Origin of the sequence: Pelistega indica (genome assembly GCF_000506865.1) — a bacterium.
Classification (GTDB): domain Bacteria; phylum Pseudomonadota; class Gammaproteobacteria; order Burkholderiales; family Burkholderiaceae_B; genus Taylorella; species Taylorella indica.
The window spans coordinates 26157-40505 of the sequence record NZ_AYSV01000070.1 but is presented as its reverse complement, the minus strand read 5'-3'; the positions used below and the strand labels follow the sequence as shown (position 1 = coordinate 40505).

General features: G+C 39.4%; 14 protein-coding genes. All 14 read right to left on the bottom strand.

Features of this window, described 5'->3' with window-relative positions; translation table 11 throughout:
- The 14 genes from nuoG to V757_RS20135 all read right to left on the bottom strand — a co-directional run bounded on the left by nuoG (position 1) and on the right by V757_RS20135 (position 14266).
- Positions 1-2316 carry an NADH-quinone oxidoreductase subunit NuoG gene (nuoG, locus tag V757_RS20200; protein WP_023950473.1) on the bottom strand — a complete coding sequence of 772 codons (2316 nt, stop codon included), beginning with the start codon at positions 2314-2316 and terminating at the stop codon, positions 1-3.
- 7 nt (positions 2317-2323) lie between these two features.
- Positions 2324-3682, bottom strand: a complete 1359-nt coding sequence (gene nuoF, locus V757_RS20195; RefSeq protein WP_023950471.1) for an NADH-quinone oxidoreductase subunit NuoF — start codon at positions 3680-3682, stop codon at positions 2324-2326.
- Complete coding sequence (nuoE, locus tag V757_RS20190; RefSeq protein ID WP_023950469.1) at positions 3679-4170, bottom strand: NADH-quinone oxidoreductase subunit NuoE; 492 nt, start codon at positions 4168-4170, stop codon at positions 3679-3681. The genes nuoF and nuoE overlap by 4 nt, the downstream gene beginning before the upstream one ends.
- A gap of 33 nt (positions 4171-4203) precedes the next feature.
- Positions 4204-5460 (bottom strand): NADH-quinone oxidoreductase subunit D, encoded by a 1257-nt coding sequence (locus V757_RS20185; protein WP_031274419.1) that lies wholly within the window; start codon positions 5458-5460, stop codon positions 4204-4206.
- A 4-nt stretch (positions 5461-5464) separates the two neighbouring features.
- Positions 5465-6073 carry an NADH-quinone oxidoreductase subunit C gene (locus V757_RS20180; protein WP_023950465.1) on the bottom strand — a complete coding sequence of 203 codons (609 nt, stop codon included), beginning with the start codon at positions 6071-6073 and terminating at the stop codon, positions 5465-5467.
- A 31-nt stretch (positions 6074-6104) separates the two neighbouring features.
- A complete protein-coding gene (locus V757_RS20175; protein ID WP_023950463.1) occupies positions 6105-6584 on the bottom strand; it encodes a NuoB/complex I 20 kDa subunit family protein in 480 nt (159 codons plus the stop codon).
- A 21-nt stretch (positions 6585-6605) separates the two neighbouring features.
- Positions 6606-6965, bottom strand: coding sequence for an NADH-quinone oxidoreductase subunit A (locus tag V757_RS20170; protein WP_023950461.1), 360 nt, complete (start codon positions 6963-6965; stop codon positions 6606-6608).
- Between the two features lie 174 nt (positions 6966-7139).
- Positions 7140-7490, bottom strand: coding sequence for an MOSC N-terminal beta barrel domain-containing protein (locus tag V757_RS20165; protein WP_031274416.1), 351 nt, complete (start codon positions 7488-7490; stop codon positions 7140-7142).
- A gap of 38 nt (positions 7491-7528) precedes the next feature.
- Positions 7529-9949, bottom strand: coding sequence for an AsmA family protein (locus V757_RS20160; protein WP_023950457.1), 2421 nt, complete (start codon positions 9947-9949; stop codon positions 7529-7531).
- Positions 9950-9986: 37 nt separating this feature from the next.
- On the bottom strand, positions 9987-11078 hold the full coding sequence (gene ychF / locus V757_RS20155) for a redox-regulated ATPase YchF (RefSeq protein WP_023950455.1): 1092 nt from the start codon (positions 11076-11078) through the stop codon (positions 9987-9989).
- 61 nt (positions 11079-11139) lie between these two features.
- Complete coding sequence (locus V757_RS20150) at positions 11140-11913, bottom strand: CPBP family glutamic-type intramembrane protease (protein WP_023950453.1); 774 nt, start codon at positions 11911-11913, stop codon at positions 11140-11142.
- Positions 11913-12506, bottom strand: coding sequence for an aminoacyl-tRNA hydrolase (pth, locus tag V757_RS20145; RefSeq protein ID WP_023950451.1), 594 nt, complete (start codon positions 12504-12506; stop codon positions 11913-11915). The genes V757_RS20150 and pth overlap by 1 nt, the downstream gene beginning before the upstream one ends.
- Before the next feature lie 90 nt (positions 12507-12596).
- Positions 12597-13223, bottom strand: coding sequence for a 50S ribosomal protein L25/general stress protein Ctc (locus V757_RS20140; RefSeq protein ID WP_023950449.1), 627 nt, complete (start codon positions 13221-13223; stop codon positions 12597-12599).
- A 92-nt stretch (positions 13224-13315) separates the two neighbouring features.
- Complete coding sequence (locus V757_RS20135; RefSeq protein WP_036694353.1) at positions 13316-14266, bottom strand: ribose-phosphate pyrophosphokinase; 951 nt, start codon at positions 14264-14266, stop codon at positions 13316-13318.
- Positions 14267-14349: the final 83 nt, after the last annotated feature.

Below are 14349 nucleotides of genomic sequence, written 5' to 3'. Positions count from 1 at the left end.
TTAGATTCGCTCCACAGTTAAACGGGCATAGGAATTACCTAATACCGCAGTTTCATCAAATCCTTGAGCCAAACGAATAGTTCCGTCAGCAAGGTCGTTGTCTGCCTCAACAACAAACTCTGCAGAACCATTAGCAGACTTCACTCTTACCTTATCACCAATTGCCACTTGCATAGAAGCTAATGTATTAGCATTCAACCGTGCTTTTGGCGCTTTACTGATCTCAGTTGCTTGTAAAGATTCAGCACGTCTTACTACAGCATCTGTACGATAAATAGATACTTCTGCAACACGCTCTAAACCTGTTTCAGCTTCACCACGACGAACTTCTTGACCAATGACATTGACTTTATTATTAAGTTTAGCTGCTACACTAGTACCAACTAACTCATCACGAACTTGCTCTGATGACTCTTGCTCAAAACCAGAGAATTGTAAAAGATTACCCATCACACGCAAGACTTTCCATGCTGGACGTGATTGACCTTGAGAAGCAACAACTCCTTTAAAGCTTTGTACACGACCTTCTGCATTAATAAATGTACCTGATGTTTCAGTAAATGGCGCTACAGGTAACATCACTTTAGCCCAAGAAGATGCGGCTGACTTATAGGAAGTTAGTGCAATACCAAATGCATTGGCTAATGTTTTCTCTGCTTGTAAGCCATTTTCAATATCAAACTTAGGCTCAGCATGTAAGACCACATAAGCTTTTAACTGGTTATCAACCATTTGTTTAGCACTCAATCCATCACCTTGAGCAACAGCACCAACGATATAAGCACCCACAGTATTTGCTGCTGCAGTTAGGAAGCCTAATGTTGCATCATAGGCTTGTGCTAAATCTTGTGCCTTAGCTACAATTTGAGAAGCATCAGGTGCCGCAACTGCTGCATTACCTAAGAATACAGCAGGCTTAGTACCACCTACTAGATGGCTTGCCAAGACTTGTACTGGATCTGCCATATCCACTTGCTGACCTGCTTTTTGAGCAACTACTGCCTTAGCCACAGCATCAACTGTATTAGCTAATTGACTAGGCGCAACTGTTAAACGAGCACTAATAGGGAATAAAGGATCTTCACCATAACTATCAATTAAAACGATACGAGCTCCACGTTTTGCTACTTGACGTAAACGTTGTGCCATTAATGGATGATCTTTACGTAAATATGAACCGATTACTACAACACCGTCTACTGTATCTAAATCAGCGATTGGCATGCCTAACCAAGGAGCTCCCTGGAATGCACGCGCAAAGTTCGCATCGTTATTACGCAACAATGAATCCACATTAGCAGACCCTAAACCATTGAATAAACGTTTTAGTAACGCTAACTCTTCTAATGTAGATGTTTCACTAGTTAACGCACCAATATATTCTGGGCCGTCATGAGTAGCAATTTGTTGTAACGCATCAGTAGCCACTTTGAGTGCATCTTGCCAAGAGGTCTCACGCCAAACATTGTTCTCATCTCTCACCATTGGTACTGTGAGACGATCTTCGACATTCAACCCTTCGTATGACCAACGATCTTTATCGCTAATCCAGCACTCATTTACCTCTTCATTTTCAAAAGGCACTACACGCATCACTTGATCGCCTTTGACCTGAACAACGAGGTTAGTACCTAAACTATCATGAGGACTAACAGAGCGACGACGAGCTAACTCCCATGTACGCGCTGAATAACGGAAAGGTTTTGATGTTAAAGCCCCCACTGGACAAATATCAATCATATTGCCAGATAGTTCAGACTCAACAGCCTTACCAACAAATGAAGTAATCTCTGAGTGCTCACCACGATTTAACATGCCAAGTTCCATTTGACCAGCGACTTCCTGACCGAAACGAACACAACGAGTACATTGAATACAACGCGACATTTCCTCAGCAGAAACCAAAGGTCCCATTGACTTATGCATCACTACACGTTTTTCTTCTTTATAGCGCGAAGCAGATTTACCATAGCCAACAGCTAAGTCTTGTAACTGGCATTCACCACCTTGGTCACAAATTGGGCAATCTAATGGGTGATTAATTAATAAAAATTCCATCACCGCTTCTTGAGCCGCTTTTGCTTTTTCTGAGTTTGTATGAACCACCATACCTTGTGTCACTGGTGTTGCACAGGCAGGTAATGCTTTAGGAGCCTTTTCCACTTCCACTAAACACATACGGCAGTTAGCTGCAATAGATAACTTCTTGTGATAGCAAAAATGTGGCACATAAATACCGAGTTCGTTGGCTGCATGCATTACCATGCTACCGTCAGGAACTGATACTGTTTTACCATCAATAGTCAATTCAACCATTTTTGACCTACTTATAAGGAGCTACAACACATTTTTTATGTTCAATGTGGTGCGCAAATTCATCACGATAATGTTTTAAGAAACCACGTACTGGCATTGCAGCGGCATCACCTAGCGCACAAATCGTACGCCCCATAATATTACCCGCTACTGTATCTAGCATGTCTAAATCTTCTTGACGACCCTGTCCATGCTCAATTCTATTCACAATCCGATATAGCCAACCAGTACCCTCACGACAAGGAGTACATTGACCACAGCTTTCTTCATAATAGAAATAAGATAATCTCAATAATGATTTGACCATGCATCGTGTATCATCCATCACGATTACAGCACCAGACCCTAGCATTGAACCTGCTTTTGAAATAGAGTCATAATCCATGGTTAAATCCATCATAATATTGCCTGGAATCACTGGTGCACTTGATCCACCAGGAATAACAGCTTTTAGGTTAGCTCCATTTCGCATACCGCCAGCCAACTCCAACAATGTAGAAAATGGAGTACCTAAAGGAATCTCGTAAGTTCCTGGACGCTCTACATCACCGGTGATAGAGAATAATTTTGTACCACCATTATTTGGAATACCTACCTCAGCATACGCTTGACCACCATTGCGAATAATCCATGGTACAGCCGCAAAGGTTTCAGTATTATTAATCGTTGTTGGTTTACCATATAAACCAAAGCTTGCTGGGAACGGTGGTTTAAAACGTGGCTGACCTTTTTTACCTTCTAATGATTCTAAAAGACCAGTTTCTTCACCGCATACATAAGCACCATAACCATGATGAGCGTGAAGCTGAAAGCTGAAATCTGTTCCTAGAATATTAGCCCCTAGGAAACCAGCTGCTCTCGCCTCTTCTAATGCTTGTTCAAAACGTTGATAGATTTCGAAAATTTCACCGTGGATATAGTTATAACCGACACTAACACCCATAGCAAAACCAGCAATAATCATACCTTCAATCACTGCATGAGGATTAAAACGTAAAATATCACGGTCTTTGAATGTTCCTGGTTCACCTTCATCCGAGTTACAAACAATATATTTTTGACCCGGGAAAGAACGAGGCATAAAGCTCCACTTTAGACCTGTCGGGAAACCTGCACCACCACGACCACGTAAACCAGATGCTTTTACTTCAGCAATCACTTCTTCTTGAGTCATGCCTGTTGTGAGAATTTTACGAACAGCTTCGTAACCACCCCGTTTAATATAATCCTCAAGATGCCAGTTATCACCATTCAAATCAGCAAGAATTTGAGGCTTAATATGGCGTCCGTGCAGTGCCATACTATTGACTAAATCATTGCCTGGATTTGGTGCTAGACCATGAGAATACTTATCTAAAAAACTCATGCTTGCCCCTCTTTGCGAATATCAGCTAACATCTCATCAATGCGCTCTTTTGACATGCGAACACACATATGATGGTTATTGACCAATAAAACAGGTGCATCACCACAGGCGCCCATACATTCACCCTCTTTAAGAGTAACTAGCCCATCTGGTGTTGTTTCATTCACATCAATACCCAATTGTTCTTTTAGGTAATCCAGTGTTTTTTCACCGTCTCTTAAAGCACACGGCAAGTTTGTACAAACAGTAATTTTGAAACGACCCACTGGTTTAAGGTCATACATATTATAAAATGTCGCTACCTCTTGTACCGCAATAGGAGGCATACCAATATAGTTAGCGACATCATCAATGATTTCTGGAGAAACCCAGCCTTTCTCAGTTTGCGCAATACGCAATGCTGACATGACTGCTGACTGACGCTGATCGGCTGGATATTTCGCCAATTCAATATCAATCAATTTATAAGCCTGTTCTGAAAGCAACATAGTTATTGTTCCAAATAATTTGCTAGTACAACGCTAGCGGTCAATTTCACCAAACACAATATCTTGAGTACCGATAATCGTGACTGCATCTGCCAACATATGTCCACGTGACATTTCATCTAATGATTGCAAGTGCACAAACCCTGGCGCACGAATTTTCAAGCGATAAGGCTTATTCGCACCGTCAGATACCATATAAATACCAAACTCACCTTTCGGATGCTCAACTGCAGAATATACTTCACCTGCAGGAACTGAATAGCCTTCAGTGAAAAGTTTGAAATGGTGAATCAAATCTTCCATCCCTGTTTTCATATCTGCTCTTTTTGGTGGAGCAATCTTATGATCATCTGTAATTACAGGGCCTGGATTATTTTTCAACCATTTAACACATTGGGCAATAATTCGATTACTCTCACGCATTTCGGCAACACGCACTAAGTAACGATCATAGCAGTCACCATTTACACCAACAGGAACATTAAACTCTAGTCGATCATAAACTTCATAAGGTTGTTTGCGACGTAAATCCCATTCAACACCCGAACCTCGTAACATAACACCAGAAAAACCTAATTGTTTAGCACGTTCAGGTTCAACAACACCAATACCCACTAAACGTTGCTTCCAAATACGATTATCTGTTAAAAGCGTTTCATACTCATCCACACATTTAGGGAAACGCAATGTGAAGTCTTCAATAAAGTCCAATAAAGAACCTTCACGATTTGCATTTAAGCGTTTTAATTCTCGAACACTACGATATTTTGAGTCAATCTCGTGTTTTGGCATTGTATCTGGCAAATCACGATATACACCACCAGGACGATAGTAAGCTGCATGCATACGAGCACCTGATACCGCTTCGTAACAGTCCATTAAATCCTCACGTTCACGGAATGCATAAAGCATTACTGCCATCGCCCCGACGTCAAGTGCATGCGTACCCACACTCATTAGGTGATTAAGGATACGAGTAATTTCATCAAACATAACTCGGATATATTGAGCACGAATAGGCACCTCAATACCCATTAAACGCTCAATTGCCATCACATAAGCGTGCTCATTACTCAGCATAGATACGTAGTCCAAACGATCCATATAAGGCAAGGCCTGCAAGAACGTTTTAGATTCAGCTAATTTTTCAGTACCACGATGCAATAAACCAATATGTGGATCCGCTCGTTGAATAACCTCACCATTTAATTCTAGGATTAAACGTAACACACCATGTGCTGCAGGGTGCTGAGGACCAAAGTTCAGGGTATAACTTTTAATATCTGACATAATCTTATCGTCCTGCTCCATAACCCTCTTCACGAATTACACGTGGTGTAATCTCACGAGGCTCAATAGTGACTGGTTGATAAATAACACGTTGACTCTCTTGGTCATAACGCATTTCTACGTAACCAGATAATGGGAAATCTTTACGGAATGGATGACCGATAAAACCATAGTCTGTCAAAATACGACGTAAGTCTGGATGTCCCTCAAACAGGATACCAAACATATCAAACGCCTCTCTTTCAAACCATCCTAAACTCGGCCATACCTCTACCAATGAAGGCAACATTGGTAAATCATCATCCGTTGCAAATACACGCACACGCAAGCGCCAGTTATGCGTAATTGATAGCAAGTGTACGACTGCAGCAAAGCGACCAGGAAAAGGAGTCTTCGGACCATTACCAGGCAGACCATAATTTAAATAATCCACGCCTGCCAAATCAATCCCCACTTCAAATTTAAGAGAAGGATGATCTCTAAGCTGCGTACAGGTTTTCACCCATTGTGCGACAGGAACTTCTAAGGTGACTTCACCATGCTTGATAGTCAACGGAAAAGACTCACCAAATTGTTCACGTAATCTATTTTCTAAAGTTTCTAAATGCGTCATTTCGATACCATTTTAAGTTAGCTCGCCAATTCTATGCTTCTCGAGCAATAGTATTAGTACGACGGATTTTATTTTGTAATTGCAACAAACCATAAACAAGTGCCTCGGCTGTTGGAGGACAACCAGGCACATAAATATCTACTGGAACAACTCGATCGCATCCACGCACCACAGAATATGAATAGTGATAATAACCACCACCATTAGCACAGGACCCCATCGAAACTACCCAACGAGGCTCTGCCATCTGATCATATACTTTACGTAGAGCAGGCGCCATTTTATTGCATAATGTACCAGCCACAATCATGACATCAGATTGGCGAGGACTTGGGCGGAAAATTATACCAAATTGGTCTAAATCGTAACGTGCGGCACCTGCATGCATCATTTCCACCGCACAACAGGCTAGACCAAAAGTCATCGGCCACATAGAACCAGTTTTTACCCAGTTCATTACTGCATCAGTGCTAGTAACTAAAAAACCTTTATTATTTAATTGTTCTTCCATAATAATCGACTTCCTAAGAGTTTAATCCCAGTCTAAAGCACCTTTTTTCCACTCGTAGATAAAACCGACTGTCAAAATCACTAAGAACAGCATTGCTGTACCAAAGCCGACCAAACCTACATGACCATTAGCAATTGCCCATGGGAATAAGAAAGCTAACTCTAAATCAAACAAAATAAAAAGAATAGCCACTAAATAATAGCGCACATCAAAACGCATACGCGCATCTTCAAATGCTTCAAAACCACACTCATAAGGAGAATCTTTTTCAGTACCAGGCTTACGGGGACCTAAAAAAGAACCTGCAAAGAGCAAGAAACCACCCAATCCCGTTGCAACAAGGATGAACAGTAACACAGGGAAATATTCAGCAATATTCATGAATAGCCGCCTATTTTAAAAAGATAAAAAAGTTTATAAACTTGTAGATTGTAGCATTTTAGCTAAGCTTATGAGGAGCTTGTTTCAAATTAATTAAATATTTCAGTCAATTTGTTGATGACATAGCACACTTAATCATTTGTCTTTACAAAAACCCTTTTTTGTGTACTATATTTACACAATGATTTTCATGAGACGCACTGGTCTGCCAAAATACACACTTAACCATTGTGCAGCTAAGTCACCTTCACTCACCACTCGTTTTGAGCCCAATCTCTCATCAGCAATCGTTTCAATAGCACTCTCATCATCCTCAAGGACATCCATGGGAATATCTAAGCGTAACATTCCTGGGGCACGGATAACCAAATAACCAAATTTGATATCAAGAGTCATATCTACTATTTTTGGATGGTCTTTAGATAATAATTTATTATCCTCATCAAGCAAAACCCACCGATTTTGATAATCCTCAACTACTTCCTTATTCTGCACAGCAGGACACTGCATAATGGGCGTATACATTCTTTAACTCTCTCCCTTTTCTCTTCTTCTAATATTTTTTACCGATTCAATGACGGAACCACTAAGGTACCAACATCAAGTTGTGCCTTCAAATCAGATAACTTACCCTCAATCAAGATAGGTAACGTTGCTTTTTTAACCTGCACAGTTACCAATCCCTTTTTAACTTTTAGAGGAACTTTTGTTTCAATGACCCCTGGTACATAAAGGTAGTCACTTGCCAATTGAAAATTGGCTTCTCCTTCTTTAGTTTTAAAATCAACAGCCGAGGAATTTATGATTCCCTGCTGGATAGTCAGCAATTCATTTTTAATCTTACCCACCAACTTAATCTTATTAAACGTCATTTGTTCATCAGGATTATTTACCAGAGGCACTTTTAAATTCCACGGATTCATATAGTCTTCAGGATTTTTAAGAATTGATTCAAGATTCAGTCCTTTTAGTGTCCCTTGTCCCGACTCTAAATCAATATCAGCCACCATATTTTTAATTAGCTCATCATCAGAACTACCTTGAGAAGAAAAAAGGATTTTTGCCTTCACCGGTGTTTCTATAAATGAATCTCTATGAAAGTAATCAAAAATTTTCTGCGACTGAATATCTGATAAATTTATATCACCCTCTAAGTACTGCTGATCGACTGTATAAGCCCCGTTAGCATAAACAGAACCCCCAAACAAATTCGCTCTCACAGACTTGACATTGACATTGTTATAATCAAAATTTAATGTTGCCCCTAAATCATCTAAGATAAGATTATCATAGGTAACTTTTTGAAAATTGAAGGTCCCCACACCACTTAATCGCGACAACAACAATTGTTTAACCGTTAATGCTTGTTTTTGTTCTACATTAGCATGAGACGTTTCACTCGAAGGTTTTACTTGTTTGGCTGCAGTAACAGGCGCCACTTCTGTGCTCGGCTTATCCTTAACCAATTCTTTAAGAGGAGCACTCAGATCATTTAAAAAAGCTTCCAAATCAAATTCTTTTGCCTGAACATCAAAAGTAACTTGTGGTTTAAAAAGATTTTTGACAGATCCAGTGACACTAATATCCCCCTGAGATAGCAACGCATTCAATAAGAAATTGGTTTGTTGTTTATTGAAAAAAGTTTGTATATTACCTGTCAGAGGAATAACCTGACGTCCCTTTGGCTGCTCATTAAGTTCAATATTTCCTAAGATAGTAGGTAAATCTATTGATTGTTCAAATAGACTTATAGAGCCTGGCGATTCCAAATTGAGTTTTAAAGAATGGCTTTTATCGACATTATATAAGCCCTTAACCTGTACATTTTTTACACGCAAGGACGAGGCAGTTCCAGAAATTTTATCCAAAAGAATTTCTAAATTCAGTTGTTGCTGTAACGTATTAACTGACACTTTACCTTTAACTGGTTCACCCCCTGCAACCTCAGGTGAAATATTAAGCTCAGGCGCACCAAAATTAATATCTACTGTTTGCTTATCTTTTCTGATAACATTTGCTTTAACATTAAAATTATTTAAAGCTAAACTAATTTTAGGAACATCATAATTCAAAACAGGTGCTTCAAATCCTGCGCTCAACGTATCAATCGTTGATTTTTCTAAACCGTTACCCTGAATAGTTAATTCTAAATTTTTGCCCACCAAGGCATTTAAATTAGAATCAAATACAACAGACCCCTCAGCTGTGGTTTCCGTTAAGTCTAAATCATTCCACCTACCCTTTAAGTCCGCTTTTAAACGATTAAACTCATATTTATTATCTTGAGGATTCAATAGCATAAGCCCGTTTAACACCAACTTACTGTCTACATCGGGTTTATCACCTTTAACATCGGCATTCAAATTTAAATCAAATGCCTGTCCTGCCGTAATACGCCCTGTTCTTACACCCATATTTTGAAGCTGGACGTTATAATCCCGTTGCTTATCTTGTAGGGTAACCTGACCATTATTCAGTGTAAGACCAGCAATATCAATTTTAAAATCTGTTTGTTCAACTCGCTCTGATACCGTTTTATTAAGTGAGTGAATATTTGGAATAATAGGAACCGATTTTGCTAAAGAGAAGTCCAATAGATTATCAAAATTAAACTTACCATTTTCGTCTTTCTCAATATGCATATTAAAACCATCAATATCTAAATGATCTACTAAGAATCGATTAGACATTAACGGCCACAATGCCACAGCCATTTTGGCATGCTTGATATCAGCAAAAACAGTAGAACTTCCCTGTTCAGATAAAGAAACGTCTTCAAGAGACAACCCTATTCTAGGGAAAAGTGATAAATTAATATCCCCATCAACGACTAATTCACGGTTATATTGTTCTTTTATCAATTGAGCTAATTTATTTTTATATGCGGTTGGATCCAAATTTAAAATAAAAACAGCTACCCCAATAAAGGCTACCACCAATAAAACGACACAGCTCACTACTATGCGTTTAAACCACTTCTTCATTATCTAGTCCTATCAATATCGGCGGTGTCAAATTCACTTATACATTAAATAAGAAATTTAAAACATCACCGTCTTTCACGATATAGTCCTTACCTTCTGCACGCATTTTACCGGCTTCCTTAGCACCTTGCTCACCCTTATATTGGATAAAATCTTCAAAGGCAATTGTTTGGGCACGAATAAAGCCGCGTTCAAAGTCGGTATGAATCACACCTGCTGCTTTAGGAGCTGTATCACCGATCTTAATTGTCCAAGCACGAACTTCTTTAACACCCGCAGTAAAGTATGTTTGCAGCCCAAGTAGTTTGAACCCGGCACGAATCACGCGATTTAAGCCTGGCTCTTGCATACCCATATCAGCCAAAAACATTTCTTTATCCTCATCTTCCAAATCAGCAATCTCTGCCTCAATCGCTGCGCAAACGGCAACAACAGGGGAATTTTCAGATTCAGCATATTTTTTGACTGCATCAAGATGGGGATTATTGTCAAAGCCATCTTCTTTTACATTGGCCACATACATAGCAGGTTTTGCTGTAATAAATCCATAAGGTTTGATAATAGCAAGTTCTTCATCATCTAATTGTAACGAACGGATAGCTTTAGCTTCATTAAGTACAGGAACAATTTTTTCTAATACTGCCGTTAATTTCTGCGCCTCTTTATCTCCAGCACGAGCAACTTTTTGAGATTTTAATAACGCTTTTTCTGCTGATGCTAAATCCGCTAAAGCCAATTCAGTATTAATCACTTCAATATCATTAATCGGATCTACTTTGCCAGCAACATGTACCACATTAGGATCTTCAAAACAACGTACCACATGCACAACGGCATCTGTTTCTCTAATATTTGCTAAGAATTGGTTGCCCAAGCCCTCTCCTTTTGAAGCCCCAGCTACTAGACCAGCAATATCCACAAACTCAACCGTGGCAGGCAAAATACGTTCAGGTTTTACAATTTCTGCTAACTGTTTTAAACGAGTATCTGGTACCTCAACAATACCAACATTAGGTTCAATAGTACAGAAAGGATAATTTTCTGCAGCAATACCCGCTTTGGTCAATGCATTAAAAAGCGTTGATTTTCCAACATTAGGTAATCCAACAATACCACACTGTAAAGCCATAACAATCCTTAAAAAATTTTATTTAAACAAGAAACACTCTCGTTCATTTATCTCAATATTTCTATAATACACTTGCCATTATGGAAGGATTTATCCACCATAAAATCGCTAAAAGCAAAGCAGGAACTCCATTAAACATAGCGTGCATCACCACTGGAGTCACAAAACTATCTCTTACTCTCATCCATGCCAAAACACTACCGGTTAACCATTGAGGCAAAATCAAAAATGGCAATAAATACCATTCTTTTTGTGCACTACCCGGTGTTAATTCATAATTCCATAAATGCATACTTGCAAAAATAAATACAGAAATATGAAATACAAATGGAAAAATCTTAATATAAACTTTTCGCCATCTATACGGTAACGCCTGTTTTTCTGTGGTCAGATTAAATAAATCAAACAGTAGAAACAGGGCTAATAATACCATAACCACAGCTAAACTCATGACTCTGATACCATTACTAAACACATAAATCATTGCACCGACATAGAGAATGATTAATTTTGGTCGTCGCAAGCTATAACGAAATAGTAATTCTTCTACCAAAGGCGCCCATATTGCTGCCATAAAAAATAGGATGGGAACATATAAACTATGAAGTTTATGATTGGCCCCCAATGAACCAGAGACTCCCATCGCAATAGGGGCAAGTACAAAAACATTCATTCCCCATAAAAAAATTAACCATTTAAATAATAGTGTAAACGGTGTATGTATTTTTAGGTCACTCCACCAACCACTACCACGACGCCCCTCTATACGCACATTGAGCGTAGGTTTTTTCATATATTGCCAATACTCTAGCAAGTCTTGTTTAAACGTACGCATTACTTATCCTTATGCTCAGACAATGCTCGAGAGGCTAAATTTTTATCACCTCGCAACAAAGCATCAATAGACACCCTCGCCCGCATCAAACTATCTTCCAAAAATGGCATATCTTCTTTTCGCGGCGGATGCAATACATAATCAGCCACCTGTTGACTTAAGCCCAACTTACGTGGATGCCCAACGCCAATTCTAATACGCCAGAAATCCGGACTACCCAGTTGGGCTTGTATATCTCTTAAACCATTATGACCCGCATGCCCCCCACCTTTTTTTAATTTTACCTCACCGGGCATCAGATCAAGTTCATCATGTAACACCAAAATCTGTTCTGTAGTAATTTTATAAAACTGAGCCAAGGCTCTTACGGCTTGACCAGACCTGTTCATATAGGTAGATGGCTTTAATAAGTATATATTACCTTCTAGTGTTTTAAATTTTGCGACCAAACCAAAAAAACCAGGCTCAACATTAAAACTAGCCTTATAACTCTCAGCTAATTGATCTACTAACCAAAACCCAACATTATGACGAGTAGCCTCATACTCTATTCCTGGATTTCCAAGACCAACAATTAAACGAATAGGTTCCATGCAAAATCTCCTTATGAACAAAAACCCCCGCAGTTAGGAACAACGGGGGTCAGATAGATAATTCGTTAAACTATATTAACAAATACCTAATTATTCAGCAGCAGCTTCGCCTTCATTTTTATCAGCAGCTGCATCACCTTCTTCTGCTACTTCAGAACCACCTGCAGGAACAACGGCAGAAGCAATCACAGGGTCATCACCGTGAACGATAAATTCAACGCCTTTTGGTACTTTAACATTGCTCAAGTGTACCACGCCAGCATTATCTAACTCACTTAGATCTACTTCGATAAATTGTGGTAAATCTTTTGGTAAGCAAGAAATTTCTACTTCGGTTACGATACGAGAAATATTATTACCGTGCAATTTAACGGCAGGAGAGTTTTCTTCATTAACAAAGTGTAAAGGCACTTTTGTATGAAGTTTTTGAGAGGCATCAACGCGTTGGAAGTCAACGTGTAAAACTTGTGGTTTGTAAGCATGCCATTGAACAGCACGTAATAATACTGTTTCAACTTTACCGTCTAAATGCATATCTAATACAGAAGCATGGAACTCTTCTTTACGAACTGCATGATAGATTTCATTGTGATCTAGCTCAATGCTTAATGCTTCACCTTTACCACCGTAAACGATACCTGGTAAACGACCAGCACGGCGCAGGCGGCGGCTCGCACTCGATCCCTGTACGCTACGTGAAGTTGCTGTAAATTTCATGGATAACTCCGATTAAAAAAATAAAAAAGCCTTGAATCAATCAAAGGCAAGGAAAAAGGTTGTCACCGCGACCAGCAACAACCCAATAAAAATTATTCTGCAAACATTGAGCTCACTGACTCTGCTGTAGAAATACGAGAGATAGTTTCACCCAATAAAGCAGCCGTTGATAATTGACGAATTTTACCACAGTTTGCTGCTGCTTCAGATAAAGGAATCGTATCTGTCACAACTAACTCATCAATCTCAGAAGCCGTAATACGTGGAATTGCCTCACCAGATAATACTGGATGCGTACAGTAAGCATAAACAGCTTTCGCACCTCTTTCTTTTAAGGCAGCAGCCGCTTTAGTTAGCGTACCTGCTGTATCCACCATATCGTCCATAATTAAACAAGTACGACCTTGAATATCACCAATAATATTCATCACTTCAGAGACGTTTGCTCTAGGACGACGCTTATCAATAATAGCCAAGTCTGTTTCTAATTGTTTTGCCAATGCACGAGCTCGCACCACACCACCAATATCAGGAGAGACAACGACTAAATCTTCATATTTACGACTAGCAATATCTTCTAATAAAACAGGGCTTGCATAAATATTATCCACGGGAATATCAAAGAAACCTTGGATTTGATCTGCATGTAAATCCATCGTCAATACACGATTAACACCAACCGCTTGCAACATATTCGCCACAACCTTTGCGGTAATTGCCACACGAGCAGAACGTGGGCGACGATCTTGTCTTGCATAACCAAAATATGGTATAGCTGCCGTAATTGTTCCAGCAGAGGCACGACGCAAAGCATCAACCATTACCATAATCTCCATCAGATTATCATTGGTCGGTGCACATGTCGGTTGTAAAACAAACACTTCTCTACCACGCACATTTTCTAAAATTTCTACCATCACCTCGCCATCAGAAAAACGACCAACCGTCATTTTACCTAGTGGCATACTTAAGTGATTAGCAACATCTGCAGCCAATTTTGGATTAGCTGTCCCCGTAAAAATCATGAAGTTATTCGTAGGCATGGTAGTAATAGAATATAGAGGCGTGAGATTTTAAATAAAAAAACCGCTTATCCCAACAACCAAAAGGATGTAGCATAAACGGT

Bases quoted from the DNA above. Each gene is read 5' to 3' on its own strand.
- V757_RS20180 (WP_023950465.1), bottom strand. From the start codon at position 6,073: ATGACGCATTTAGAAACTTTAGAAAATAGATTACGTGAACAATTTGGT.
- V757_RS20185 (WP_031274419.1), bottom strand. From the start codon at position 5,460: ATGTCAGATATTAAAAGTTATACCCTGAACTTTGGTCCTCAGCACCCT.
- V757_RS20175 (WP_023950463.1), bottom strand. From the start codon at position 6,584: ATGGAAGAACAATTAAATAATAAAGGTTTTTTAGTTACTAGCACTGAT.
- V757_RS20135 (WP_036694353.1), bottom strand. From the start codon at position 14,266: ATGCCTACGAATAACTTCATGATTTTTACGGGGACAGCTAATCCAAAA.
- nuoG (WP_023950473.1), bottom strand. From the start codon at position 2,316: ATGGTTGAATTGACTATTGATGGTAAAACAGTATCAGTTCCTGACGGT.
- V757_RS20165 (WP_031274416.1), bottom strand. From the start codon at position 7,490: ATGTATACGCCCATTATGCAGTGTCCTGCTGTGCAGAATAAGGAAGTA.
- ychF (WP_023950455.1), bottom strand. From the start codon at position 11,078: ATGGCTTTACAGTGTGGTATTGTTGGATTACCTAATGTTGGAAAATCA.
- pth (WP_023950451.1), bottom strand. From the start codon at position 12,506: ATGGAACCTATTCGTTTAATTGTTGGTCTTGGAAATCCAGGAATAGAG.
- nuoF (WP_023950471.1), bottom strand. From the start codon at position 3,682: ATGAGTTTTTTAGATAAGTATTCTCATGGTCTAGCACCAAATCCAGGC.
- V757_RS20170 (WP_023950461.1), bottom strand. From the start codon at position 6,965: ATGAATATTGCTGAATATTTCCCTGTGTTACTGTTCATCCTTGTTGCA.
- nuoE (WP_023950469.1), bottom strand. From the start codon at position 4,170: ATGTTGCTTTCAGAACAGGCTTATAAATTGATTGATATTGAATTGGCG.
- V757_RS20150 (WP_023950453.1), bottom strand. From the start codon at position 11,913: ATGCGTACGTTTAAACAAGACTTGCTAGAGTATTGGCAATATATGAAA.
- V757_RS20160 (WP_023950457.1), bottom strand. From the start codon at position 9,949: ATGAAGAAGTGGTTTAAACGCATAGTAGTGAGCTGTGTCGTTTTATTG.
- V757_RS20140 (WP_023950449.1), bottom strand. From the start codon at position 13,223: ATGAAATTTACAGCAACTTCACGTAGCGTACAGGGATCGAGTGCGAGC.